At 68.5% G+C, this 24845-nt stretch carries 22 protein-coding genes and 1 tRNA gene; 12 read left to right on the top strand and 11 right to left on the bottom strand.

Annotated elements, in window-relative coordinates; all coding sequences use genetic code 11:
* Positions 1 to 21 precede the first annotated feature (21 nt).
* Positions 22 to 384, bottom strand: a complete 363-nt coding sequence (gene hpf / locus ACX114_RS11525) for a ribosome hibernation-promoting factor, HPF/YfiA family (protein ID WP_120552606.1) — start codon at positions 382 to 384, stop codon at positions 22 to 24.
* Between the two features lie 159 nt (positions 385 to 543).
* Between hpf and ACX114_RS11520 the strand changes: the two genes are divergently transcribed.
* Both ACX114_RS11520 and ACX114_RS11515 read left to right on the top strand, forming a co-directional pair.
* On the top strand, positions 544 to 906 hold the full coding sequence (locus ACX114_RS11520; protein WP_014395148.1) for a response regulator: 363 nt from the start codon (positions 544 to 546) through the stop codon (positions 904 to 906).
* Positions 907 to 983: 77 nt separating this feature from the next.
* Positions 984 to 1448, top strand: a complete 465-nt coding sequence (locus tag ACX114_RS11515; protein WP_459297549.1) for a putative signal transducing protein — start codon at positions 984 to 986, stop codon at positions 1446 to 1448.
* A 13-nt stretch (positions 1449 to 1461) separates the two neighbouring features.
* Here ACX114_RS11515 and ACX114_RS11510 read toward each other — a convergent pair whose 3' ends face one another.
* A complete protein-coding gene (locus tag ACX114_RS11510; protein WP_459297547.1) occupies positions 1462 to 2448 on the bottom strand; it encodes an N-acetylmuramoyl-L-alanine amidase-like domain-containing protein in 987 nt (328 codons plus the stop codon).
* Positions 2445 to 3428, bottom strand: coding sequence for a HEAT repeat domain-containing protein (locus ACX114_RS11505; RefSeq protein WP_459297545.1), 984 nt, complete (start codon positions 3426 to 3428; stop codon positions 2445 to 2447). The genes ACX114_RS11510 and ACX114_RS11505 overlap by 4 nt, the downstream gene beginning before the upstream one ends.
* Positions 3429 to 3586: 158 nt before the next feature.
* Between ACX114_RS11505 and ACX114_RS11500 the strand changes: the two genes are divergently transcribed.
* Both ACX114_RS11500 and ACX114_RS11495 read left to right on the top strand, forming a co-directional pair.
* On the top strand, positions 3587 to 3904 hold the full coding sequence (locus tag ACX114_RS11500; protein WP_043321207.1) for a DUF4398 domain-containing protein: 318 nt from the start codon (positions 3587 to 3589) through the stop codon (positions 3902 to 3904).
* Between the two features lie 17 nt (positions 3905 to 3921).
* Complete coding sequence (locus tag ACX114_RS11495) at positions 3922 to 5346, top strand: OmpA family protein (protein WP_459297542.1); 1425 nt, start codon at positions 3922 to 3924, stop codon at positions 5344 to 5346.
* 105 nt (positions 5347 to 5451) lie between these two features.
* Here ACX114_RS11495 and truD read toward each other — a convergent pair whose 3' ends face one another.
* The 3 genes from truD to ACX114_RS11480 are packed head-to-tail and all read right to left on the bottom strand — an operon-like array spanning position 5452 to position 8757.
* Positions 5452 to 6474, bottom strand: coding sequence for a tRNA pseudouridine(13) synthase TruD (truD, locus tag ACX114_RS11490; RefSeq protein ID WP_459297540.1), 1023 nt, complete (start codon positions 6472 to 6474; stop codon positions 5452 to 5454).
* Positions 6471 to 7790, bottom strand: coding sequence for a DUF4388 domain-containing protein (locus tag ACX114_RS11485; RefSeq protein WP_459297538.1), 1320 nt, complete (start codon positions 7788 to 7790; stop codon positions 6471 to 6473). The genes truD and ACX114_RS11485 overlap by 4 nt, the downstream gene beginning before the upstream one ends.
* Positions 7791 to 7797: 7 nt before the next feature.
* Positions 7798 to 8757, bottom strand: coding sequence for a DsbA family protein (locus tag ACX114_RS11480; protein ID WP_459297536.1), 960 nt, complete (start codon positions 8755 to 8757; stop codon positions 7798 to 7800).
* Positions 8758 to 8860: 103 nt separating this feature from the next.
* Here ACX114_RS11480 and ACX114_RS11475 point away from each other — a divergent pair, with 103 nt between their 5' ends.
* Complete coding sequence (locus tag ACX114_RS11475; RefSeq protein WP_459297534.1) at positions 8861 to 9922, top strand: asparaginase; 1062 nt, start codon at positions 8861 to 8863, stop codon at positions 9920 to 9922.
* Positions 9923 to 9993: 71 nt separating this feature from the next.
* Positions 9994 to 10905, top strand: a complete 912-nt coding sequence (locus ACX114_RS11470) for a diguanylate cyclase (protein WP_459297532.1) — start codon at positions 9994 to 9996, stop codon at positions 10903 to 10905.
* A 104-nt stretch (positions 10906 to 11009) separates the two neighbouring features.
* Here the strand turns inward: ACX114_RS11470 and ACX114_RS11465 are convergent, their stop codons facing one another.
* Entirely contained in the window at positions 11010 to 12602 is a 1593-nt protein-coding gene (locus tag ACX114_RS11465; protein WP_459297530.1) for a HEAT repeat domain-containing protein, read from the bottom strand.
* Positions 12603 to 12737: 135 nt separating this feature from the next.
* On the opposite strand from ACX114_RS11465, the gene rpsU reads away from it, so the two are divergent.
* The 6 genes from rpsU (at position 12738) to ACX114_RS11435 (ending at position 18320) form a co-directional block, all read left to right on the top strand.
* Positions 12738 to 12932: a 30S ribosomal protein S21 gene (rpsU, locus tag ACX114_RS11460; RefSeq protein WP_014395136.1), complete on the top strand. Its 195-nt coding sequence runs from the start codon at positions 12738 to 12740 to the stop codon at positions 12930 to 12932.
* 106 nt (positions 12933 to 13038) lie between these two features.
* Positions 13039 to 13497: a GatB/YqeY domain-containing protein gene (locus tag ACX114_RS11455; protein ID WP_014395135.1), complete on the top strand. Its 459-nt coding sequence runs from the start codon at positions 13039 to 13041 to the stop codon at positions 13495 to 13497.
* A 270-nt stretch (positions 13498 to 13767) separates the two neighbouring features.
* A complete protein-coding gene (dnaG, locus tag ACX114_RS11450; protein ID WP_459297527.1) occupies positions 13768 to 15612 on the top strand; it encodes a DNA primase in 1845 nt (614 codons plus the stop codon).
* Between the two features lie 90 nt (positions 15613 to 15702).
* Positions 15703 to 17823: an RNA polymerase sigma factor RpoD gene (gene rpoD / locus ACX114_RS11445; protein ID WP_459297525.1), complete on the top strand. Its 2121-nt coding sequence runs from the start codon at positions 15703 to 15705 to the stop codon at positions 17821 to 17823.
* Positions 17824 to 17914: 91 nt separating this feature from the next.
* A complete protein-coding gene (locus tag ACX114_RS11440) occupies positions 17915 to 18238 on the top strand; it encodes an MGMT family protein (RefSeq protein ID WP_459297523.1) in 324 nt (107 codons plus the stop codon).
* Between the two features lie 9 nt (positions 18239 to 18247).
* Positions 18248 to 18320: transfer RNA gene (locus ACX114_RS11435), tRNA-Ile, on the top strand.
* Between the two features lie 18 nt (positions 18321 to 18338).
* Here ACX114_RS11435 and ACX114_RS11430 read toward each other — a convergent pair.
* From ACX114_RS11430 to ACX114_RS11415, 4 genes are all read right to left on the bottom strand, one after another.
* Positions 18339 to 18884: a non-canonical purine NTP pyrophosphatase gene (locus tag ACX114_RS11430; protein WP_459297521.1), complete on the bottom strand. Its 546-nt coding sequence runs from the start codon at positions 18882 to 18884 to the stop codon at positions 18339 to 18341.
* Positions 18885 to 18891: 7 nt separating this feature from the next.
* Positions 18892 to 19674: an SIR2 family NAD-dependent protein deacylase gene (locus ACX114_RS11425; RefSeq protein WP_459297519.1), complete on the bottom strand. Its 783-nt coding sequence runs from the start codon at positions 19672 to 19674 to the stop codon at positions 18892 to 18894.
* A gap of 130 nt (positions 19675 to 19804) precedes the next feature.
* Positions 19805 to 23311, bottom strand: a complete 3507-nt coding sequence (locus ACX114_RS11420) for a tetratricopeptide repeat protein (RefSeq protein WP_459300128.1) — start codon at positions 23309 to 23311, stop codon at positions 19805 to 19807.
* A 280-nt stretch (positions 23312 to 23591) separates the two neighbouring features.
* A complete protein-coding gene (locus tag ACX114_RS11415) occupies positions 23592 to 24668 on the bottom strand; it encodes a hypothetical protein (RefSeq protein ID WP_459297517.1) in 1077 nt (358 codons plus the stop codon).
* Positions 24669 to 24845: the final 177 nt, after the last annotated feature.

Below are 24845 nucleotides of genomic sequence, written 5' to 3'. Positions count from 1 at the left end.
ACAGCCGCTACAACCGCTCGCCTAGTAGTTCGTCGCGTCGGCGTTGAGGTCGAACGGCATGCCGCTGTTCCCCATGCCCTGGCGACGGCGCTCCACCGCGCGCTTGATGGCCTTCTCCAGGCGGTCACGCGTTGCGTCGATGGCCTGGAACAGCGTCTCCGACGTCTCCGTCACGTGAATGGATTCCAGGCCGGGCATGCGCACCGTCACCCGGCACTCCTTGTCCACGCCTCCCTTGGGCCCGTTGATGTCCACGAGCGCGATTTCGATCTCCGACGCCTCGTCCTCGGCGAACCGTTCGATATGCGCCACCAGATGCGTGTCCACGTACTGCTTCAGGTTGTCCGTCAGCCCCAGATGCACTCCCCGCAGCTGCACCTTCATGGATTCACCTCCGGGCACAAACATGGGCAGTCCCCCGCCCGCCCGTGAGGGGCTGTCGCAAGCCCTCCCGCCTGCCCTCCCCCGAAGCAGCCGGCCGGACGTCACCGCGCCCGGGACGCGTTGGACGAATCCCGCTCAGCACCGGGTTGCTCTAGTCGCATGGATGGCGAGCGAATCAAGGTCCTGCTGGTGGAGGACGACGGGGACAGCCGCGAGCTCCTGGCGGAGCTCCTGGAGGACGACTTCGAGGTCACCACCGCGTCGGACGGCGTGGCGGGACTGAAGGCGTTCGAGGCCACGCACCCCGACGTCGTCGTGACGGATGAATCCCTGCCCGGAATGAACGGCACGGAGCTGGCGCAGCAGGTGAAGGAGCGCGAGCCCAGGGCCCGCGTCGTTCTCGTCTCCGGCTACGCACAGGTGGAGGGCGCGGACTACTGCGATGCCGTGTTGCGCAAACCCATCGACGTGGAGCGCCTCTCCCGCATGGTGGGCGAGCTGGGAGACGCGGCGCGGCACTGACGGAAATTCGCGCCGGGCCCAGCCTGCCATCCGCGCGAGCCGTTCCTAACATTCCAGCCATCGCCCAGGAGGGCCCCATGAGGTACTGCGCACGGTGTGGCTCGGAGTATCAGGACAGTGTCGTGGACTGCACGGATTGCCCCAACCACCCGCCGCTCGTCTCCGCGGAGGAGATGCACGAGCGGGGGCTGCCCCTCCCCCATGAGCTGGATCAACGCCGCTTCGTGAGGGCGGGCATCGCGGACGACCCCGTGACGGCCCAGGTCTTCGTGGACGTGCTGGATGAGCACCGCATCCCGCTCATCGTGCGTCCCGGCCGCTCGGGCGTGGTGGACGAGCTGACCACGGGCAACCTGCTGCCCTGGTGGGAGCTGCTGGTGCCGGACACCGAGCAGGCCCGCGCCGCCCGGCTCCTGGAGGAGGAGAAGATCCAGGCGCGCGTCTACGCGGACGAGGCCGGCCGCGCGGCGGAGGAAGAGGAGCTCGAGGACGAGCGGGCGCGCCAGGCGCCAGCCGACAACAGCGCGCCTCCAGCCTACTAGCGGCCCGCCGCCGTCAGGGCGTGCCCACGTCCGCGCTGCCTTGAGCGGGCGCGGGCTGGGACGCGAGCGTGGCGGGCGGACGCCGGGCCTCGAAGAGGCTCACGCCCGTCACCTTCCACTTGTCGTAGCGCGCGTTGCGGGCGAGGAACGTCTCCAGGTCCTCGTCCACCACGCGGTTGTAGCCGCCCCTGGACGCGTGGCGCAGGTACGTGCGCTTCTTCTTCTGCACCACGAAGCCCAGGTGGGTGATGCGCGTGGCCTTCAGCGGCAGGTCCTCGCGCATGACGACCAGGATGGTGCCGGATGCCACGCCGCGCGCGTGCTCCAGCACCTTGTCCAACGGGATCATGTCCAGGGTGAAGGTGCCCACGGGCTGACGCTCGCGGGGCAACTGCAGCGCCATGGACGACTTGGACTGCCAGGTGTGCGCGGTGAGCGTCTTGGTGACGGAGACGGTGTCCGCCTTCGCGTACCTGCGCGTCACGTCCACCAGGAGGCCCTTCTTGATGTTGTTGGGCAGCCACTGCGCTTCCATCAGATGGTTGCGGTCCTCGTAGGTGGGCGTGCTCGCGTAGCGGATCCGCTCCAACAGCGCCGGCACCTCCTGCTCGCCCTTCGCCAGGCCCAGGGCCAGCGACTCCTCCACGAAGGTGAGGCAGTCCACCGCGTCCAGGCGGAAGGTGGGGTCGGGGTCCACGCCCTGCCCCTCGCCCAGCGGCGACAGGACGTAGGGCGTGTTGAGGAACTTCTCGCTCATGCCCAGCAGGCGCTCCGCCAGCGGGGACTCGGCCTTGTCGGCGATGAGGGCCGCGCGCTGCTCGGGGGTGAGCGCGCTCCAGCCGTTCTCCCGCACGGGCGGCGTCACCGGTGCGGCGGCCGGCTGCGCGGGCGCGGTGAGCGACGCGGGCACCGCGCGCGCCGGGGGCACGGGCGGCGGGGCGGAGGTCTTCGCGGGAGCCTGGGACAGCAGCGCGAGCGCGCAGACACCCCACAGGCTCACGGCGCCACCCCGGCCTTGCGCAGGATGGCCTTGCGGCGGTCGTCCGCGAGCTGGAGCGTCTCCAGCTCCTTCTCATAGACGAGCTTCTCTTCACCCTTCGCGTTCCACGACGCGAGCACCAGCCAGTCCAGCGACGCGGCATCTCCACCCTGGTACAGCACGCGCGCGGCGGTGGCGGCCAGGGTGCGGTCCGCGTCCTTCAACAGCGGCGACAGCACGGGGCTGGCCTTCTTGGCCGGCACGCCCTCGAAGAGCACCAGCCCCTGGCGGCGCACGAACTTGTCCGTGTTGCCCAAGAGCTTCTGCGCGAAGGCGAAGCCCTCCGGCGCGCCCAGCCGGCACAGCCCCCGGGCCGCGGCGAAGCGCGTGCTCTCCGAGTCGCTGTCCAGGTACGTCTTGAGCGCGGCCTTCTGCTTCGCGTCACCGGTGGCGCCCGCGGCCTCCAGCAGCGCCGCGCGGACCTCCAGCTCCTGCTCGTCCTTCGCGGCGGCCATCAGCGGCTTGCCCATCTTCGGGTTCTTGGACGCCCCCAGGGCCCGCGCGGCCTCGCGGCGCACACCGCTGCTCTTGTCCTGGAGCAGCGGCAGCACGGCGGCGGTGTTGCGGCTGCCCAGCCGGGCCAGGCCCTGCGCCGCGTACATGCGCACGGTGCTGTCGCCGTCCGACGCCAGCTTCACCAGCGTGGCCTCCCCCGTGCGCGCGCCCAGCGACGCCAGCAGCGCCACCAGGTTGCGGCGGGTGCGCTCCTCGTAGGTGGTGCGCAGCATCGGGCCAATCTCCTCGGCCGCGTAGGCTTCCATGCGCAGGAAGCGCAGGCGCGAGGTGGCGGGGGGGACGGCGGCGCCGTTGGCCACCTGGGCGAGCACGGTGTCCGCCTCCGCGCGGCTCTGGGCCTTCTTGGACGCGGCCCCCGGGCCCGCGAGGCCGGTCAGGGGCAGGAGCAGCACGACGAGCAGGGCACGGACGGACGGTGGACGCACAGGGGCGGAACGATGGCAAGCACGGCACCCGCCGTCAAAGTCCACCCCTCCGCCCGGCCCCCTGCTTCACGCCAACCGCCCGATTCTTGACCCCCCCGGAGGCGATTGATACGACCGGCGACCAGTCTCCCTCCGCTCTGTCGACCGAGGCCCACGTGATGACGAAGCAGTCGCTCCTGTTGGCGTTCGCGGGCGTGCTGACCGCATGTGGCCCCGTGAAGTCCACGTCCAACATCCTCGACGCCGAGGTGCAGATCCAGGCCGCGCGCACCGCGGGGGCGGAGAAGGAAGCCCCCTACGAGTGGACGGCCGCCAACCTCTACCTGCAGAAGGCGCGGGAGGAGGTCGGCTATTCGGATTACCAGGCCGGTGTGGACTTCGCCGTGAAGGCCTCGCGCTTCGCCAACGAGGCGCGTGAGAAGGCCATGTCCGCGGCCAACAGCGGCGACTCCCAGGGCCGCCCCCAGAACCCGTGACGCCCGAGCGTTCTCCGATGAAGCGTCTGACCCAGTCCGCGCTTTTCACCCTCCTTCTCGCCTCCCTCTCCTGCGTCAGCGGCAACAAGATCCGCGCTGACACGGAGGTGCTCACCGCCGACGTGGAGCGCGCCCGCCGGGGCGGTGCCCTGCGCTGCGCGCCCGCGGAGCTGGCCGCCGCGGAGGCCAACCTCGACTTCGCCCGCGGCGAGCTCAGCCAGGGCAACAGCTCGCGTGCCGCCCAGCACGTGCGCGACGCCGACACCGCGGTGAAGCGCGCCCTGGAGCTGTCCAAGAACTGCGGCCCGCGCCAGGTGCTGGTGCGCGACCGTCCGGAGGCGCAGCAGCAGCCGGAGCAGCCTCAGCAGCCCACCCAGCCCCAGCAGCAGGTGGTGGTGAGCATCGAGGAGACGGACAACGACGGCGACGGCGTCCTGGACAAGGACGACCCCTGCCCCGAGCAGGCCGAGGACGTGGACGGCTTCCAGGACCAGGACGGCTGCCCGGATCCGGACAACGACGGCGACGGCGTGCTGGACGCGGCCGACAAGTGCCCGCTCATCCCCGGCGTGGCGGAGAACAACGGCTGCCCGCCGGAGGCCCCCAAGGACCGCGACGGCGACGGCGTGCTGGACAACGTGGACCGGTGCCCGGACCAGCCCGAGGACAAGGACGGCTTCGAGGACGAGGACGGCTGCCCGGACATGGACAACGACCTGGACGGCATCGTGGACGGCACGGACAAGTGCCCCAACGAGCCGGGTCCGCTGCAGAACCTGGGCTGCCCCATCGTGGACAAGGACGGGGACGGCATCAACGACGACAAGGACAAGTGCCCGGACGAGCCGGAGGACAAGGACGGCTACCAGGACGAGGACGGCTGCCCGGACCTGGACAACGACAGCGACGGCGTGCCGGACGCGCAGGACAAGTGCCCGAATGAGACCGGTCCGCAGGAGAACGGCGGCTGCCCGGATCCGGACCGCGACGGCGACGGCGTGGTGGACCGCCTGGACGCGTGCCCTGACGACCCGGGCGTGAAGGAGGAGCGCGGGTGCGCCAAGCAGTACAAGATGGTCATCGTCAAGAAGGACCGGATTGAGATCAAGAAGCAGATCCTCTTCGGCACCGGCTCCGCGAAGATCATCGGCAAGCAGAGCACCACCATCCTGGATGAGGTGGCGCAGGCGCTGAAGGACGCGCCGTGGATCCGCAAGATGCGCATCGAGGGCCACACCGACTCGCTGGGCAACGACACGGCGAACCTGAAGCTGTCCCAGAAGCGCGCCGACGCGGTGATGGCGCAGCTGCTCAAGCGCGGCATCGACCCGGGCCGCATGGAGGCCGTGGGCTTCGGTGAGACGAAGCCCGTGGCGCCCAACAACACGAAGGCGGGCCGCGCGCTCAACCGCCGCACGGAGTTCAACGTCATCCGTCAGTGACGTAACGCCCACCCCGCTCCGTGCGACACGGAGCGGGACCCGCGGTTCCCAACGCGCCTCCCGGGCCTCGAGCCCAGGGAGGCGCGGTCGTTTCAGGGGGACGGCTCAGCCGTCCTTGAGCAGCTCGTGCAGCACTTCGGTGGCGTAGGCGCCGCGAGGCAGCTCGAACGTGAGCAGCGCGTCCTCGCCCTCCGCCGTGAGCTCCGCCGCGCCCAGCCGCACGCGGTACGGACGGCGCGTGCCCTCCGTCTCGTCGCCACCGCGCTGGAAGTCGCTCAGCGAGACGCCCGCATCGGTGAGCAGCCGCGCCTCGAACTCGGCCACCTCGCCCTTCGAGGCGGTCATCTTCGGGCCGAACATCGGGCCCGCCGGGCTCACCTCGAACGCGGCGACGCGTGGGTTGTCCACGTCCGGCGCCTCGCACACGAAGAGGCCGCCCGTCTCCTCCTTGCGCAGCACGTCGCCCAGGAGCGCCGTGGCGAAGGTGCCCGCGGTGAGCCGCGCGGCCAGCGCCTGGTTGAAGAGGCGCGACTGGAAGGCGGACAGGTACAGCTTGCGCTGGAAGCGGTCCGGCCGCTTCGGCAGCCGCTGCCCCAGGATGAGCATCCGGCCCAGGTCCGCGTTGTCCCCGGTCCGCCCGAAGCGCTGCTCCCCGAAGTAGTTGGGCACTCCCTGCGCGGACAGCCGGGAGAAGGACTCCCGCGCCGCGCCCAGGTCCTGCACGCCGCGCAGCCGCAGCGTGAAGCGGTTTCCCTTCAGGTGCCCGGTGCGCAGCTTGTTGCCGTGCCGCTTCGCCTCCAGCACGCGCACACCGTCCAGCGCGAACTCCGGCACGCGCGCTTCCGCATTCGCGGGCACGGACAGCCATTGCCGCGTCACCGCCTGCCGGTCCTTCATGCCGGCGGCGCCGATGTCGTCCTCGCGCACGCCCAGCGCGATCGCCAGCGCGCGCACCACCTCGCGCGTGTCCCGGCCGCGCTTCTCCACCCAGAGGTACAGGTGCGTGCCCTCGCCGGACGGCAGGTACGCGGGCAGCTCCTCCACCTCGAAGTCCTCGGGGGTGAGCTTGAACGCGCCGCCACACCCGGGCACGCCCGCGGTCAGCCTCGGAAAGCCGGTGTCCGTCACGGCGCCTCGAGCGTGGCCAGGAGTTCCTTCACCCGGCGGGCCAGGTCCTCGTCCGCGCGCGACTCCAAGAGCTCCCCCGCCTGGAACAGCAGGAAGAACATCACGTCGCTCAGCGCCTGACGGAACGAGGCCAGCGGCTCGCTGCCCAGGTGGGCGCGGTGCTTGTCGAAGGCCTCCATCAACCGGCCCTCCGGCAGGCTCCCATCCGCCGCGAACGCCAGCCCCTCCAGCACCGGCGACGACGACAGCGCCTGGTTCACCAGCGCCGCGTTGGCCGCCGCGATGAACTCGCGGTCCATGCCGGAGCGGGCCACCTCGTCGCGGATCTCCCGGAAGATGAAGTTGAAGACGCGCGCCACCGGCCGCGCATCCACCGGAGCGGGCGCCCGCACCGGAGGACGCACGCGCGGAGCGGCCGCCTTCTCCGGCGCCACGGCCGAGGCGGGAGCCCCCGCCGGCTTGTCCGTCAGCCCCGCGAAGCCGCCCTCCAGCAGGCGGAAGACGACCTTGGTGACGTCGAACTCGGACAGCCGCGCCGCGTGCCCCAGCTCCAGCACCGTGCGCCGCCCGTCCAGCATCGCGAGCACGCGGTCCTCGTCCTCCTCCAGCTTGCCGTCGGAAGGACGCTTGCGCGCCACGTACATGCGGCCGTGCGGGATGCGCTTCCGGAAGTGCGCCATCTCGTCGATCTTCCGGATGCTGTCCATCAGCAGGCTCTGCGTGGACAGCTGGAGCGAGTGGCCCGTCTTCTCATCCAGCGGCTGGTCGATGAGGAAGAACGCCCCCTCGCGGCACAGCACGATGGCGTGGAAGATCTCACTCACCTGGTGCGTGACGCACTTGAAGAGGTCGTGCGCCTGGAGCACGCCCTTCTCCACCAGCGCCCGGCCCAGCTTGGATGGCGACTGCTCGCGCAGCACCGCCTCCACCTGCGCGCGGTCCGCGTAGCCCAGGCGCACCAGCACCTCGCCCAGCCGGTCCGCGGGCTCCTCGGAGGTGGCGCCGCGCACCTCGCCCTCGCGCAGCGTGAGCGACCGCTCGCCGCCCGGCGTGTGCACGCGGATGACGCCGCTCCAGCGCGACTGGCTGAGGAACGCGATGAGGTCCGACAGGGGGAAGCCGCCCGCGTCCCCGGACAGCACCACGCGCGGCGTGGGGATGGAGCCCCCTTCCGGCGGCGTGCGGGAGAACACCAGCAGGTCGGGCGCGGTGGGCATCAGCGCGTACGTCCCCGAGCGTCCCGCGAGCGCGGGGATGCCGGTGCGGTCCTCGGGGACCAGCTGCGCGGCGCCATCGATGCGGAAGCGTTGGCTCATCGAAGGGTCAGTCAGCGGCCCACGCGTTGTTGTTCGCGCGCCACTCCACCTCGTCCTCCATGCTGTGCTCCAGCTGCCCTTCCTGGAAGCCCAGCTCGTAGGCGCGTCCATTGAAGAACACGGACGGGGTGCTGTTGATGGCCGCCCTGCGCCCCTGCGCCTGGAAGCCCTCGATCTCGTCCTTGTACTGATCCGTCTTCAGCACGGCGGCCAGCTTGTCTCCGTCCAGCCCCACCGACTTCGCCAGCGCGGGCAGCGCCTCCGGCTTGAGGTTGCTCTGCTGGCCGAAGAGCGCGTCGTGCATCTGCCAGAACTTGCCCTGGTCGCGCGCCCACAGCACCGCCTGCGCGGCGGGGACGGCGTTGGGGTGCATGGAGAGCGGGAACGGCAGGTAGCAGAAGCGCACCTCGCTGGGGTGCTTCTTCGCGAAGCCCTCCAGGATGGGACGGGCCTTGCCGCAGAAGGGGCACTCGAAGTCGGAGAACTCCGCCACCGTCACGGGCGCGTTGGCGTCGCCCTGGCACATGCGCGGATCCACCTTGAGCTGCACGCGCGGCTCGCGGAAGGACGCGTAGTACTTGGACAGCGTGACGATGACCTCGCTCGCGGGCCCGCCCTCCGCCACCATCCGGGCGGACAGCCGCGCCATCCGCTTCGCGTGCTTGCAGGGCGTGTGCTGCTTGAGGCACGCGCCCAGCGAGTGGGGGCAGCCGCAGTAACAGAATTCGTCGCTGAACACCGTGGCCAGCTCGCGCCTGGCCGCGGGCGGCAGCGCGGAGAAGTCCATGCCGGGGATGCCCGTCAGCACCTGGGCCGGATCCGCCGACGGCGCCTCCGAGGCGGGGTTCGCGGCCGGAGCGGCGGCGGGGGCCGGGGCCGGAGCGGCGGCCGCCGGGGCCTTGGGGGTGGCCGGAACTTCCGCGCTCTTGGCGCAGCCAACGCCCATCAGGGTCGCCGCGGCCAGCACGGGAGCAACACGCTTCCATCGAGGGAGGAGCACGGCTCCGGGGTTTAGCCACGCGCGCCGGGCTTGTAAAGCAAGGCGGCCTTTGGCAGACGGCCCTTCGCCCATGCCCAGAGTCCTGATGTTGCACACGGGAGGCACGCTCGGAATGGCCGGTGGCCGGCCTTCCGCCCTGCGTCCCGCGGCCTTCTTCCAGACGCTCCGCAAACGAGCCCCGGAGCTGTTCCAGCTGGCCGACATCGAACTGGAGCTGTTCTCCAACCTGGACAGTTCGGAGATGCAGCCGGAGCTCTGGAGCCGGATGGCCGCCCACCTCCACCGTCGACTGGCGGACTTCGACGGGGCGGTGGTGACCCACGGAACGGACACGCTCGCCTTCACGGCCAGTGCACTGTCGTTCATGTTGCGAAACCCGCCCTGCCCGGTGGTGCTGACGGGCTCGCAGCGCCCGCTGGGGGAGATCCGCTCGGACGCGCGGCTGAACCTCATCGACGCGGTGCTCTCCGCGCTCCAGGGTCCGCGCGAGGTGACCATCTGCTTCGACTCCCACCTCTACCGGGGCAACCGCACGCGCAAGGTGAAGGTGGCGGAGTACGACGCCTTCGAGAGCCCCAACTTCCCGGTGCTGGGCACGCTGGGCGTGGACGCCACCTTCGAGAAGGGCCTCCCCTCCCGGGGCCCCTTCCGGCTCCACGACAAGCTGGATCCGCGCGTCTTCCTCCTGAAGGTGTACCCCGGGCTGGACCCGGCCCTGCCCCTTCAGCTCCTGCCGCACGTGAAGGGGCTGGTGGTGGAGGCGTACGGGGCGGGCAACGTGCCCATCGCGCCGGAGCTGGGCCGCTCGCTGCTGCCGCTCTTCGTCCAGGCGCGGGAGCGGGGCATCCCGGTGCTGGTGGTGAGCCAGGCCTACCGCAACGGGGTGGACCTCACGCTCTATGAGTCCGGGGCCAAGGCACTGGCGGAAGGGGCGGTGGGGGGCGCGGACATGACCCCGTCCGCGGCGCTGGTGAAGCTGATGCAGGGGCTGGCGGAGCACCCCCGGGGGGGCGAGGCCCTCTCCCGCTTCCTCCGGACGCCCGTGGCCGGCGAGCTGTCCGTCGGGCGGCCGACAGTTCCTCCACCGGAGAAAAAGAGGCGCCGGCCGGCGCGGGTGGGGCGGGTCGGCTGACACCGGGTGCGTGAAAGGAGCGTGGGTGTGCTTGCCGCCGTGAAAAGGCGGCCCGTAAGATGGGAGGCGCGATGTCCGAGGAGAAAACTTCCGTCCATTCGATTTCGGACCTGCTGGGCAGCGCCCAGCAGCAGAGCGCCTATCTGATCGTGATCAGCGCCAAGTCCGCCGCCGGCATCGGGCGGATGTTCAAGCTGGACCGTTCAGAGGTGGTGCTGGGCCGCAGCTCGGAGGCCCAGTTCCAGGTCGAGGACGACGGCATCTCCCGCAAGCACGCGAAGGTGGTCGCCATTGGAGACGGCCGCTTCCAGCTCGTGGACCTGGGCAGCACCAACGGCACGTACCTGAACGGCCTGAAGGTGAGCGCGGCGCCGCTGTACGACGGCGACAAGATCCAGATCGGCTCCAACACGGTGCTGAAGTTCAGCATCCAGGACGCGCTGGAGGAGCAGTACCAGCGCAGCATCTACGAGTCCGCCACGCGCGACGGCCTCACCCGCGTCTACAACAAGAAGTACTTCATGGAGACGGTGCGCAAGGAGTTCGCGTACTGCCTGCGCCACCGCGTGCCGCTGTCGCTGGTGCTCTTCGACGTGGACCACTTCAAGCGCATCAACGACGTGTACGGCCACCCGGCCGGAGACTTCGTGCTGACGCGCATCGCGCAGCGGGTGGCGGACACGGTGCGCACCGAGGACCTGCTCGCGCGCTACGGCGGCGAGGAGTTCGCGCTGATGCTGCGCGAGTCCGCGGAGGACGCGGCCCTGGCGTGCGCGGAGCGCTGCCGTGTGGCGGTGGACCGCGCGGACTTCATCTTCAGCGGCACGCCCATCAAGGTGACCATCAGCCTGGGCGTGGCGACGCTGCTGGACTCGGACTTCTCGCAGCCGGAGGACCTCATCTCCGCCGCGGACAAGTACCTCTACCGGGCCAAGCACGCGGACCGGAACCGCGTGGACGCCAAGGCCATCAGCGGCCCGTGAGCATCCGGAGGAGGGCCGTGATCCACGGCCCTTCCGCCTCCCGGCTTCCCAAGCAGTCCGAGCGAGCAGCCTGAGCGGCCCGGAGCCGCTCGCAATGCCAACGCTCAGCGTCCGAAGCCCAGCCGCCGCAGCCCTTCCGCCGACACGTGCTTCACGTGCGTGTCCGCGTCGTGCGTCGCCGCCTCGCTCAGCGCCGCCACCGCCTGTGGCCCGCCCAGCGTGCTCAGCGTTCTCGCAGCCGCGATGCGCACGTCCGCCACCGGATCCCCGCGCAGACGGTCCGCCAGGACGCGCACGTGCGCGGTGCGGCCCACGAACTCCAGCGCCCGCGCCGCCGCCGCGCGCACCACCGGATGCTCCGACGCCAGCAGGCCCGCGGCCTCGTCCCCGCGCGACGGCTGCCGGTAGGCGGACAGCACGTCCAGCGCGGCCACCACCACCTCCGGCGCACCGTCCTCCAGCGCCTTCGCCGCCAGCGCCATCGCGTCGCCATTCCGGGGCAGCGACCCCAGCGCGCGCACCGCCCCCGCACGCACCGGCGTCACGTTCGAAGAAAGGAAGGGCGCCAGCCGCCGCGTGGGAGGCGGCCCCTCCGTGCAGTCCCCCATGAACGCCACCGCCTCCCCCTGCACCTCCGGAGTCCGGGCGTTGCGCCCCTCCGCCACGTCCCGCAGGAAGGCGAAACACCCCTTCTCATGCGCCATCGCGCCCAGCCACGGCCGCGCGGCCTCCGCGGACTCCGAGTCCTTCACCCCCTGGAGCGCCACGTCCCGCAGCGGCTTCCCGGTGGACTCCGCCAGGCCTCGCGCCGCCAGCTCCCGCACCCGGCCATCGTCGTCTCCCAGCGCCCCCTCCAGCTCCCGCTTCGCCAGAGGGCCGTAGCGGCGCAGGGTGGCCACCGCCGTGCGCCGGCGCTGCACGTCACCGGAGGTGAGCTCCGGCCGCAGCGCATCCAGCTCGCGCGAGTACACGGCGAAGAGCCGGTTGATGACCGCCTCGTCCGGGGGCTTGGCCTCGGTGAGGAGCAGCCGGCCCACGGACGCACGCTGCCGCTCGGCGACGGCGGAGAGCAGCTCCGCCATCACCGCGTCACCGGCGACGGGCCGCGAAGCCACCGCGTCCAGCACCACGCGCGTCGCGGACCGCCCCTGGAAGGTGGCCAGGTGCAGGAGCGCCGGCAGCCGCACGGACGGCTCCTGCGAGAACATCTCCAGCGACAGCGACTGCCGGACGGCGTCCCGCTTCGCCCACACCCGGGCGGCGGCGGAGGGCCCCCGGGCGCCCGCCTCCCGCAGGAAGTCCGCCGTGGACCGGCCGGAATCGGCGGCGGCCCGGACGGCGGTGAGACAGGCCCCCAGGTCCGCGTCCGGCGGCGTATCCATGATCCAGTCCGCCAGGGCCCGCCGCTCCGTCAGCCCCCGGCTCCGGGCCTCCGCGCGCACCGCGGCCCAGCGCACCCGCCAGCTGGAGTCCTTGAGCGCCGAGGCCAGCGCCTGCTGCGCCTCCACCCCACCCGTTCCCAGGGACGCCACCCAGCTGTCCACCCGGCCCCCGGTGACGCAGGCGCCACAGGTCCGGGCGCGCAGGGAGGGGTCCGCGACGTGGCGGCGACAGGAGGCCCAGCACTCGGAAGCGACCGTGCCGGCCCGGGAGGGGCTGACCGCCAGCAGGAGGACCAGGAGGAGGAGGCGGGGCACGCGGCGGACACTCTAGCGCACCCGGCCCATCCTTTCCGTGCGGGTCTCCTTGCCTTTTCCGGCCCGCTGCGCCATACCCCCCGACCCTCTGAAGATTTCCAGATTGCATCCAGCTAGGCGGAAGGAGGTGACTGCATGCCCGGTATTCGAGTGAAGGAAGGTGAGTCCATCGAAAGCGCTCTCAAGCGCTTCAAGAAGGCCACCGAGAAGGCCGGAATCCTTTCCGAGATCCGCAAGCGCGAGCACTACGAGAAGCCTTCCGTGAAGCGGAAGAAGAAGGCCCTCGCCGCCAAGAAGCGCGCTGTGAAGAAGGCCCGCAAGTCGTACTAGCAGGCCCGCAGTGAGGAGCCGGGGCTCCAGCAGTCAGGTGCCCTGGCTCCCGCCGTCCCATCCGCTGGCGCGGCGACCCTTTTCCCCGCCCGTGAGGAATCCCGACATGACCACCCTGAAAGAGCGCCTGACCGCGGACCTGAAGGACGCGATGAAGGCCAAGGACGAGCTGACCCTGAGCGTGGTGCGCATGCTCAAGAGCGCCGTGAAGTACAAGGAGGTCGAGCCGGGAGCCAGCGAGCTGGACGACGCAGGCATCCAGCAGGTCATCGCCACCCTCATCAAGCAGCGCCGCGACTCCGTCGAACAGTTCAAGGCCGGAGGCCGTCCGGAGCTGGCGGAGAAGGAAGAGCAGGAGATCTCCGTCCTGCAGCGCTACCTGCCCCAGCAGCTCACCCCGGCGGAGCTCACCGCCGCCGTCCAGGCCGCCATCGCCGAGGTCGGCGCCAAGGGCCCCAAGGACATGGGCGCGGTCATGAAGAACGTGAACCCCAAGGTCCAGGGCAAGGCCGAGGGCAAGGCCATCTCCGAGGAAGTGAAGGCCCAGCTGGCCAAGCTGTCCTGAAGCACCCGTGATTCTTCGGGGAAGGGGCGCCGGGAACGTCTCCCAGGTGCCCTCCCCACCCCGGGCTCGAAGCGGATTTTTTGATCCCTCGCCCGCTGCCCATTAAGCGCTGATCCTCAAGGCCTCTTTCGCCCGTCCCCCAACCTGGGAGGCGGGCGGGCAGCCATCAGGAGTGCGCGCCGTGTCCCAGCTTCCGTCCGTTTTCGTCAGAGGGGGCCGTCAGGATGGCGGGCGGAAGGCCGCGCTCATGCGGATGGATGGAGGGGCGTCGTGATTCCGGAGCACAAGATCCAGGAGGTCCTCGACCGCGTGGACATCGTGTCGCTGGTGTCCCGTCACGTGGAGCTCAAGAAGGCCGGGCGCGAGTTCAAGGGCCGCTGCCCCTTCCACCAGGAGAAGACGCCTTCGTTCTACGTCGTCCCGGAGAAGCGCTTCTATTTCTGCCACGGCTGCCGGGCGAGCGGCGACGCCGTGTCCTTCATCCAGCGCTACCTGGGCAAGACGTTCCAGGACGCCATCCGCGACCTGGCCCAGGAGGTGGGCATCGACCTGGAGGCCGCGCAGGACCCCGGCCTCAAGGAGCGTCAGCAGGTCAAGGAGGCCACGGACTTCGCCGCGGAGCACTTCCGCGGCCTGCTCTGGCACGAGGACGAAGGCCGCGCCGCGCGCGCCTACCTGGCCAGCCGTGGCGTGTCGGAAGAGGTCGCCCAGGGCTTCGGCCTGGGGTGGGCGCCCGCGCAGTGGAGCCTCCTGGCGGACCGCTTCCAGAAGAACGGCATGCTGGAGTGGGGCCTGAAGGCGGGGCTCATCACCAAGCGCAACAGCGGGGATGGCTGCATCGACTTCTTCCGCAGCCGTCTGATGGTGCCCATCCGCGCGCCGGAGGGGCGTCCCATCGCCTTCGGCGGCCGGCTGGTCGCGGCGGAGGACGGCCCCAAGTACCTCAACTCGCGCGAGTCCCGGCTCTACAACAAGAGCGAGACGCTCTTCGGCATGGACCAGGCGCGCGACGACATCCACAAGCGCAAGACGGCCGTGCTCGTGGAGGGGTACTTCGACTGCATCGGCCTGCACCAGGTGGGCGTGCGCAACGCGGTGGCCCTGTGCTCCACCAACCTCACCGCCGGGCACCTCCAGGTGCTCAAGCGCGCGGAGGCCCGCGACCTGGTGCTGCTCCTGGACGGAGACTCCGCGGGGCTCGCGGCCGTGGAACGCTTGGCCGGTCCCCTGCTCGCCGCGGGCGCGCCCACCCGCGTGGCCCTCCTGCCGCAGGGAGATGACCCGGACGTCTTCGCCCGCCGCGAGGGCACCGAAGGCGTGGAGCGCCTCCTGGAGGGCGCCCAGCCCCTCACCGCCTACCTCTTCGCCACCCTGCTCCCCGCAGGCAAGCAGGCGAGCTTCGAGGAGAAGATGTCCGCCCTGGAGCGGCTCAAGCCCGTCACCTCCCAGGTGCCTCCGGGCCTGACGCGCTCGGCGCTCATCAGCGCGCTGGCGGGGCATTTCGGCTGGATGCCGGCGCAGATCGAGTCGTCGCTCCAGTACAAGCCGCCCCCCACCCCCAAGCCCGCCGCCGCTCCCACGGCGTACCCCAACGCCGTCCCTGCCCAGGCCGTGCCGCGCCCGGTGCCCAAGCCCCAGGCGGAGCGCCCTCCGCCGGAGTCGGAAGCGCTCTATGTGGCCGCAATCCTTCGGGATTCCCGGCTGCTCGCCCGGGACACCTTCCGCGTGTGTGATGAGCTGTCCCACATGGGACTGCGGATGGTGCTGGCCCAGACGACGTCCGGGCAGGGGCTGGAGGAGGCGCTCTTCGAGGCATCCGAGGTCGTCAAGCGGACGCTCCTGGAGGCCGGCCGCCGGCTCTCTCCGGCGGGAATGGAGCTCGAAACGGAGTTCATCCTCGCGTGCCGCGACATCATGAAGAAGCGCATTGACGAGCGGCTCGTTTATATAAAGCGAGCGACGGAACAGACGCAGGGGGCTTTTGATTTGACAGAGGAGACGCGGTTGCTCCTGTCCGAGCGCAAGGAGCTGCTGGCCCTCCGCAAGCGCGTCCTGGATGAGCTATCCCCCGCTTCCTCGGCAACGGGAACAAAGGGACCAATGCAACCGGTTTGAGTTCGCGTTTGTAAGAAAGCTCGACTTTGCGGTAGATCGGCCGGCTCGCCCAGGCCAAAGCACCTGATTTTCTTAAGGAGAAGTACCCGAATGCCGACGCAGAAGCCCCCCAAGGCATCCGTGAAGCCCACCAAGAAGAAGGTGGACCCGGTGATCCGCAAGAAGAAGGCCCCGGACAGCCCTGCGGCGAAGGTCACGAAGGCAGCGGAGCCTGAGGAGAAGGAGCTGCTGGCGAAGGACGCCCCCGCCGAGGCGCCCGAGAAGGTCAAGAAGAAGAAGGGCGTCGCCGCCATGGCCGACGACGTGGACCCCGAGGAGGCCGCGGAGGAAGCCGCCGCCGCCGTCCAGGTGGACCCGGACGCCGTGGAAGACGACGTGGAGGAGGATCCCGTCGCCGAGCGCAAGGAAGTCAAGGACCTGCTGGCCGCGGGCCGCGAGAAGGGCTTCCTCACCTATGACGAGGTGAACGACGCCCTCCCCGCCGACATCGTGTCGTCCGATCAGATCGACGACGTGATGAGCATGTTCGGCGACAACGACATCGAGATCGTGGACGCGCAGAAGGCCGCGCAGTCCAACGAGATCAAGCCCACCGTCGCCGTTGAAGAAGAGAAGGAAGACCAGGACGAGGACGAGAAGGACGAGGACGACGAGCCGGGCGGCAAGTCCAACGATCCTGTCCGTCTGTACCTGCGCAAGATGGGCAGCGTCAGCCTCCTCACCCGCGAGGGCGAGGTGGAGATCGCCAAGCGCATCGAAGAGGGCGAGAAGGAAGTCCTGCGCGCGCTGCTGGCCTGCCGCGTCGCGGTGGCGGACATCCTGGACATCAGCAACCGCCTGAAGACGGGCAAGCTGCGCGTGCGCGACGTCATCAAGGACGCGCCCGAAGAGGCCCAGTCGGAGAACGCGGAAGAGCCCGCCGAGGAAGCAGCCGAGGGCGAGGCCCCCGCGCAGCTCGCGCAGAGCGAGCTCAACAAGATCGAGCAGATCTCCAAGCAGATCGAGCGCTTCCGCAAGTTCGCCAAGGACTGCGAGGTCCTGGAGGAGGAGCTCTCCGGGAAGAAGAAGCTCACGGAGGTTCGCAAGAAGGAGCTGAAGCAGGAGGTGAAGGACCTTCGGACCAAGATGATGGAGGTCCTGGAGGAGATGCGGCTGAACAAGAAGCAGGTGGACCGCATCGTCCTGAACCTCAAGGGCCTCATCGAGCGCGTGGAGAAGGCGGAGGAGGAGCTCGGGGACCTGGAGCGCCGCTACCAGGTCAACATGAAGGACCTGCGCCCTCAGCTGAAGGAGTCGCGCGAGAACCCGAACATCGCCAAGAAGCTCCAGAAGCAGCTCAACTTCACCCCTGAGCAGCTGGAGGTCCTGGACCGCGACGTGCGCACGGCGGTGCGGAAGATCAAGCGCGTGGAGGAGGAAGCGAACCTCCCGGTGGATCAGCTCCGCCGCAACTACGACGCCATCCGCCTGGGTGAGAAGCGCGCCGAGCGAGCCAAGAGCGAGCTGGTGGAGGCGAACCTGCGCCTCGTGGTCTCCATCGCGAAGAAGTACACGAACCGCGGCCTGCAGTTCCTGGACCTCATCCAGGAGGGCAACATCGGCCTGATGAAGGCGGTGGACAAGTTCGAGTACAAGCGCGGCTACAAGTTCTCGACGTACGCCACCTGGTGGATCCGTCAGGCCATCACCCGCGCCATCGCGGACCAGGTCCGCACCATCCGCATCCCGGTGCACATGATCGAGACCATCAACAAGCTCATCCGCACGAGCCGCTACCTCGTGCAGGAGATTGGCCGCGAGCCGACGCCGGAAGAGATCGCGGAGAAGATGGAGCTGCCGCTCGACAAGGTGCGCAAGGTCCTGAAGATCGCCAAGGAGCCCATCTCCCTCGAGACGCCCATCGGCGAGGAAGAGGACAGCCACCTGGGCGACTTCATCGAGGACAAGAGCCTCGTGTCGCCCGCGGACGCGGTCATCAACATGAACCTGGCCGAGCAGACCCGGAAGGTGCTGGCCACGCTCACGCCGCGCGAGGAGAAGGTCCTGCGCATGCGCTTCGGCATTGGCGAGAAGAGCGACCACACGCTGGAAGAGGTGGGCCAGGACTTCGAGGTGACGCGCGAGCGCATCCGCCAGATTGAAGCCAAGGCGCTGCGCAAGCTGCGCCACCCCAGCCGCTCCAAGCGCCTGCGCTCCTTCGTGGAGAGCTGACGCAAGGCCGTTGAGCTGATTGGATTCGAAGGCCTCCGTTCCTTGAGTGGACGGGGGCCTTCGTCGTTTCTGTCCCTGAGTGAGGTGCGCCATGGCCGCGAAGAAGCCCCTGCCCTTCTCCGACAGCGTGATGAAGCAGGTGCGCTCCATTCCCCGGGGGGAAGTGCGCTCCTACGCGCAGGTGGCCATCTACGCGGGCAGGCCGGGCGCGGCGAGGGGCGTGGGGCGTGAGTTGAAGCACCTGCCGGGACAGGCCACGCAGGTGCCCTGGTGGCGGGTCATCCGTTCGGACGGGACGCTGGCGCCCCCGGTGGCGCACGAGCAGGCGAAGCGGCTGCGCGCGGAGGGCGTCACCGTGGACGAACGGGGGCAGGTGTTCCGCGTGGTGGTGAAGAAGGACGGCAAGGCCGTATAGTCAGCGCGAGGGCCCTTAGCTCAGCGGTTAGAGCTGTCGGCTCATAACCGATTGGTCCCTGGTTCGAATCCAGGAGGGCCCACTCCCCTCACCTTCCGCCTCAGATTCCGAGTCTGGCCCGGAGCTGGGCATAAGCCTGGGCACCGGCACCGAAGGTGAGCTTCTCCTCGAGAGTCATCTCGCCAATCGTGCGGCTCTGCCCGTCGGGGATGAACACCGGCTCCCAGTGGATCCCCTGATCGCCCCTGCGCTCCAGAGCAATCGTCCCATCGACCCGTCCCGCGAAGACCTGGAGCTGCTTGCCGTCGCAATAGCAGACCCTCTGCTCGACATGCGCGCGCCGTGAGGCCTTGTCGGGAATCAAGGTGCAGATGTCTCCCTCAAGCGCGGTCCAAAACGGCTTCACCAGCGGCCCGGGAAGCCCTTTCAGGTGGTCGATGTAGAGCCCCCCGTGCTCGACGAAGAGGGGGACCAGTGCCGTCTTGTACGCGGCCAGGGCCTTCTCGCGCACGACGGTGGCGAGGTCCGGAGAGAGGACCTCGATCAACTCCTGCTTCAAGGCACGTGGCGGGCTCTTGCTGTCGCGAAAGAAGTAGGCCACGTCCGCATGCTTCTGTTCATTCGACGAGCAGAAATAGAGCGTCATCGGTCCCTCATGCCTGAAGCGCGTCGAGCAGCGCGACGACGCTCCCGGACTTGTCACCCGAGTCGAGTTGGATGACATCGATGTGCCACTGCTGGAGCAGCCTTGGCTGGACGAGGCCCGTCTCGAAGGCCGCCCAGTAACTGTGATGTTCGGCGGGAAGGACCGCGCCAGGCGGCAGGCTTTCGCGCAGCATCAAGTCCATCCGGTACCAGATGTAGCGCAGGTTGACGTCACCGAAGCCATATCCCAGGAACAGGAAGACGTTGCCGAGCAGGTCCGAGCGCAGCCGTTGATCCGGCGCGGCCTCTAGGCGGAAGCGGTCGAAGAACTGGCGCTCGGTGAGCACGATGCTGTCCGGGTGTGACAAGTCCCCATGGAACTTGATGACCTGGCACGTGTCCGGCTCCGCGGGGCGCCGGAAGTCCTCCAGCCGGGTGAGGACCTGGACCTTCTGCCCGCCGTCGCGCAGGGCCTCTTCGATGTGGTGCTCGAAGTTCGTCGTGTAGATGGTGCGGAACCGGCAGCGAGCCAGGGCCTGATGCTGAAGGGACTTCTTGCGCCGATCCTCGACTGCGGGCGCATGGAACTCCGGCGCCATCTTCTCGCGGATGAAGCCTTCCAGGCGCTTGGGGGACTCCAGGTCGAAGTAACCGGCCAGGTGTGGAGCGTGGCCGTGCACCTCGAAGAGTTCGGGAGCGAAGCCCAGGTCCGCGCCCATCCACCCCATGAGCTGCTTCCACAGGGGAAGCCGCAGCGGAGCGCTGAAGCCGGCCCCCAGGAAGGGGATCAAGCGCTGTTCCCGATAAGCCTGTCGGAGGAAGGGGACGGCCTCGTCGAGCGTCAGTGGAACCATGGGGCGGATATAGCCGCACGCCTCACGGTGCGTCGAGTCTGCCCGGGCAGCGGGACTTCGAACCGCCTCAGGTCCCCCCTTCTCCACCGTGAGGTGGAGCAAGGCGATTAAAGATTGCAAAGCGGACCGAGCAGTCGCGCGAGAGCGCCAGATTGTGAAGCTCGGAGAAGGCCTGCGCCCCCCGGAGCAGGCGGCCTGTCTCTCTCATGAAATGGGCAGGATTGCTCTCGAAGGCCGGCCAGATGGCGGCAATGGCCTCTTCTATGACGGCGAGGGCCTCCTGATTCCGATCCAACTGCCTGAGCGACTCGCTCTGAGCAAGGAGGTAGGACCAAAGCTTCTCGTGCCCTGACGACACCTCACGCAACCTTCCGACAGCCTCCCGGAAGGACTCCACAGCGGCCTCGTGCTCACCAAGCATTTGCTGGCTGGCGCCGAGGATAAAGAGATGTGACGAGAGTCGCTCGGAGTAACCTCCAGGATCGCGCTCAGCCAGGGGGCGACTGAAGCTGATGGCTTCTTGGAGGACCACTTTCGCCTCCTCATGCTGGCGCAGCACGAAGAGCCCGACGGTCAGGTTGCTGAGACTCTGGATGAACTGTGGCCCATAGACTCGGGGGTCACGCTGCGCGAAAGGCCTGTACAACCCGGCAGACTCCCTGGCAATGGAAGCGGCATCGGCATACCTTTCGGCATTATTCAATGCCATGCTCATGTTCAAAAGGAACAGGGCGAGTCTCATTTGGTAGGCATCAGGATGCTGCCGGGCCAGAGCACGGATGCGCGGGAGGAACTCCTCCAGGACTTCGAGTGCTTGGGCAGTCCTGTTCAGCTTGCCGGCTGCGACACTCAAATTGATGTGAGCTGTAATCAGCAGGTCCAGATAGGCCTCGGACCTATCTCGTTCCTCAAGCTGGAGGAGATTGATCGCCTCCTCGGAGGCGGCCAATGCCTCCTCATGACGTTTCAAATCGATCAAGATGGCGCTCTTATTGATCAATCCGCTAGCCAGGACACCATGCAGAGGCTTGGCCTCACGCTGAATCAGGTTTCGAAGAATCGAAATGGACTCATCTGCCGCCTCAAGCGCATCCTCATAGCGCCCTGCCGACCGCAGCCCATTGCCCAGGACATGCAGGCTCGACGCCAGCTCCCCAAGCAGGTTCGCAGCTGCATTCTGCGATAACAGGCGGAAGACTTCGACAGACTCGCTAGCCGCCTGGATTCCCTCCTCATAGCGGCCCATGGAAATCAGGCTCTCGCCCCGCTGAAGCCGCAGGAACGCACGGGGAAGCCGTCCCTCGGCATCATCTCCGCCTGGGACCGCCTGCTCAAGCGTGCGGGCTGCCCACTCATTCACCCGGCGCATTGAGCTGCCAGAGGACTCCCTGCGCTGCCATAAAGTAAACGCGAGCTCGAGGTCCCCGTCCTGTTCAAGGCAATCAGCCAGGACATCCCCCAGCACAGAGTGGCCGGTCCGCAGCCCTACGGCTGCCGCAGCGTCCCACGCCAGTGGCGCTCGAACAGCCAGTGGAGTGAGGACACGCGAAAGCCAAGGACGTACCACCTCTGGTTGGGAGGCGGAGGCTCGCCCCAGCACCTCCAGGCCCGTCCTCACCTCGTACTCTGGCGCATCTGGGGGCAAGACCTTGTCCAGCCAGTCCTGCGGAGGACGATCTCCTTTGAGCCTTGGCGAGAGGACTCGAAGCACCATGCCCTCTCCCAGGAGATCCGGCACGAGCGGTGGCAGATACAACTCAGGGTCTCCACCGCTGCCTTGGTAGATGCGCTGCAGCAGGCGCAGCAGGTCCTCCTCCTCTGGGGAGGGAGACCGTTCAAGCAGCTTCGTGACGAGGAGGCGGGCCGCTGTGAGGTCGGGCAGCCCTCCCCGCAGCGTAGCAGCGGCCACCAACTGACGCGCTAGCGACTTCGTGCCTGAGAGTGCAATCTCTCCCTGGTGGGCGCGGCTCTCCCAAAAGCGCTCTTCGTGCTCCAGGATGACGTTGAGCAAGTTGTTTGCTTCGAATGGTAGCCCCTCGACACAGGCGAGCGCGGCCATGTGCAGGTAGAGCACACGCTGGAAGCGCTCATCGGCGAAGTGCGGAAGTGCGGCCCGTGGGGCTGGTCGGCTGAGTTTCTCGGCGAACCACCGTGTTGCTTCGTGAAAGACCTTTTCGCGCTCGTCATCACTCACGGCCAGTGGCGCAAGCTCATAGGGAGGCGTTATGTCGAGCCAGACACCCAGCCCCTCATCAGCAGCCCGCAGGGACTTCCACCAGTCCTCTGCCCCACGTGCAAGCAGTAGGAGCCGCACCCGGCGCAGCGAACCCGTGCCTTGCTGTTGGTGATAGCGATACAGGCGCTTGAGCACCGCGTGCAGCTCAGCGCGGCTCTCAGCGTAGTCGATGACCACCAGCAGCGGCTGTCCGACGTCCCACAGCCGTTCGAACCAATCGTCGGGGACTCCCTTGAGCAGGAAGCCCGCGGTCCATCCCTCGCCCTTGAGGCGCCGGATCCATTCGATGGCGAGCCGTGTCTTCCCGACCCCTCCGTCAGCGTGAATCAGCCGCACCGCCACGGCACGGTCGTCTTCGCACCAGCGCTCCAATTCCTCGAGCACCGCCGTGCGTCCTTCCTCATGGAAGGGGACGACTTCATGGCGCGCACTGAGCAGGGTGGATGGAGAGGGAGACGCTGGAAGCGTCGCCTCTGTCCCCGACACCAGCAAATCATCGATGCCAGGCTGGACCTCCACCTCGATGTGCTCTCGAAGGAAGGCGAGGAGGCACTCGGCGGACGCGCGCGCGGCGAATGGTTTGAACTGATCCGCGCGGCCCGCATCCGCGAAGTCCATGATGCCTTTGAGCACCAGCACGTCGAACCCCATGCTCCGATGAGCGCGAACAAGCGCGCCCAGGGCCGCGGCCTCCATCTCCAGGCCCAGCGTCGTGCGGACGTGAGGCACGATGTCGTCCCAGATGGACTCGTCCTCGATGACCCGATCTCCGCTGGCGATGGGCGCGACATGGACCTTGAAGGGAATCAGCGGTCCTTGGGGTGAGAGGTCCGGCAGCTGGTTCCTGTGCTTGAACAGCACCGCGCGGATGCGTCCGCGTCCCTTCTCTGTAAGGACACCGGTGCCCTCCTGGACATCGCCGGCCTTCCACAAGGCCTCGATGACCTGATCCCACTGGGGACACGCGCGTCGAGCATCGGGAAGGTCCCAGGGTTCGGTATTCCCTGCGTCCAGCTGCGCCAGTGCCCAGTGCTCCTGCCACTCGAAGGGCACGGGCCGGTCGAGCCACCATGCCTCGTCCTTGAACCGGGAGGCGAAGTCGAACCGTTCGAGCGCCACCTTCCAGTCCTGCCGGAGGCTGTACGTCCTTAGGTCCTGTTCAACCGTGTCGTGGCGCTTCTTTCCCTCGTCGTAGAAGAAGAGCCGCTCCGCGGCGATGACATCCCCCAGGTTCGTCTTTCCGCGGCGGCCCGCGCAGACCCCGGACATCGCGACGCACCGGGGGCGGTAGGCCTCAATCAGTGGGATGAGGGCCTGGGTCGCGGCCACGTCCCCCATGCCTCCCGCCTGCGCGAGCACGACGCGCAGGGGGCGTGCCCCTCTTCCATGGAAAGAGCGGGACACGACAGGAATCCCCTGCGGTCCCGGTTCCTCCCTCCATCGGCTGTGCTCCCACGCTCCGGCGTCCACCTGCCTCGCCGCCTCGAACTCCAAGGGGAGCGCGGTCAGGATCACCAGATCCGCTCTCCGCAAGCGCTCGCTGCCCGTCGACATGGGGCGGAGCGTACCGCCACTTTCGCCGGCTTTGTGTGCTCACGCGGCCGGCGGACAGGGGGCATCAGAAGCGGATCGCGGCGCCGAAGCGCACGCCGAAGCCGTTCTTCGAATCGGCCGAGGCCGCCGCGAAGAAGCTCGTGTCGGCTCCGGGCTTGTAGCTGACCTGCCCTTCGAACTTCTTCGTCCCCTTCATGAAGTCCTGGAGCGCGTTGCCCTGAAGGGTGAGGCGGCCCTTGTCGAGCGACCACTTGAACTTCCCATCCACGCTCGAGAGGACCCCATTCTTCAGGCTGGCCCCAGAAGTCACCTCGAAGGGGTTCGTGGTCCCGCGCTTCACGCTGCCTTCGATGCGCGTGGAGCCGTTCTGGAAGTCCTGAAGAGCCTTCAGGCCGAAGACGCCCTGGGGGTTCTTGAAGGTCACGCCTCCTTCCGCCTTGAAGCCTCCCTGGGCGTTGAGCGTCGCGGTCGCCGTGGTGGTGAAGCGCCCCTGTGTCCTTTCGACGCCTCCGGACACCCGGTCGAAGCCATCCTTGTTGAAGGCTCCAGTAGCGGTGAGCTTCGTTCCGTCCTTCGACCAGGTGACACCAGCCGCCCCCTTGTCGAACCCGTCGCGGTTGAAGTTGGCGGAGCCCGTCAGCTCGGTGTTCTTCGTGAGCTGGAGTTTGACGGACGCGCTGCCTTTGGGGTCGGCCTTCTGAAGCCAGTTGCCGAGTTCCGCCTTGAGGGTGAAGTCACCCTTGTCCCCGAGCTTGACCTTCAGCCCTTCCGGCCCGACGAGCTTCTTGAGGGTTCCGAGGACAGCCGCCGCATGGGGCGAGTTGGCCTTGGGTCCCAGGAGGTACTTCTCTCCCTGGTCCAGCCCCACCTTGAGGAGGAAGTCGGAGACGGCTCGCTCGGCCTGGGCCTTGTCGGCCGCGGGCAGCTCACGTCCCTGCCGGGGCGGCAGCTTCCCTCCCGCCAGGGCCTCGGCGTCGGGCTTGAAGATCTTGCCCAGCTTCTGCTCGAGCTCCTTCAGCGCCGCCTCGACGTCCGACGGCGGCTTCTGCACCGTGTCACCGACCTGGTTCGGCCCCCCGGTGTTGTTCGCCTGACCTACCGCTGTCCGGGGACGCGTCCCCGCTCCGCTGACTGGCGCCATTCGAGTTTCCTCCAAGGGCTTGTGAGCGCCCCCCACGCCTGGAGGAATCCGGACCGGGATTTCTTTTGCATTTCCCCCCGCGAAACCGGCGGAGGCGGGCAGCCCCCCCGAGCTGCATGGGTAATCCCAGACCTCGACCCTGCATTGATTTTTCCGAAAGACAATGAATTACACGCT

The organism is Corallococcus sp. M7, from assembly GCF_054512695.1.
Note: the sequence above shows the minus strand (reverse complement) of the source record. Positions and strands in the feature narration are given on the sequence as shown.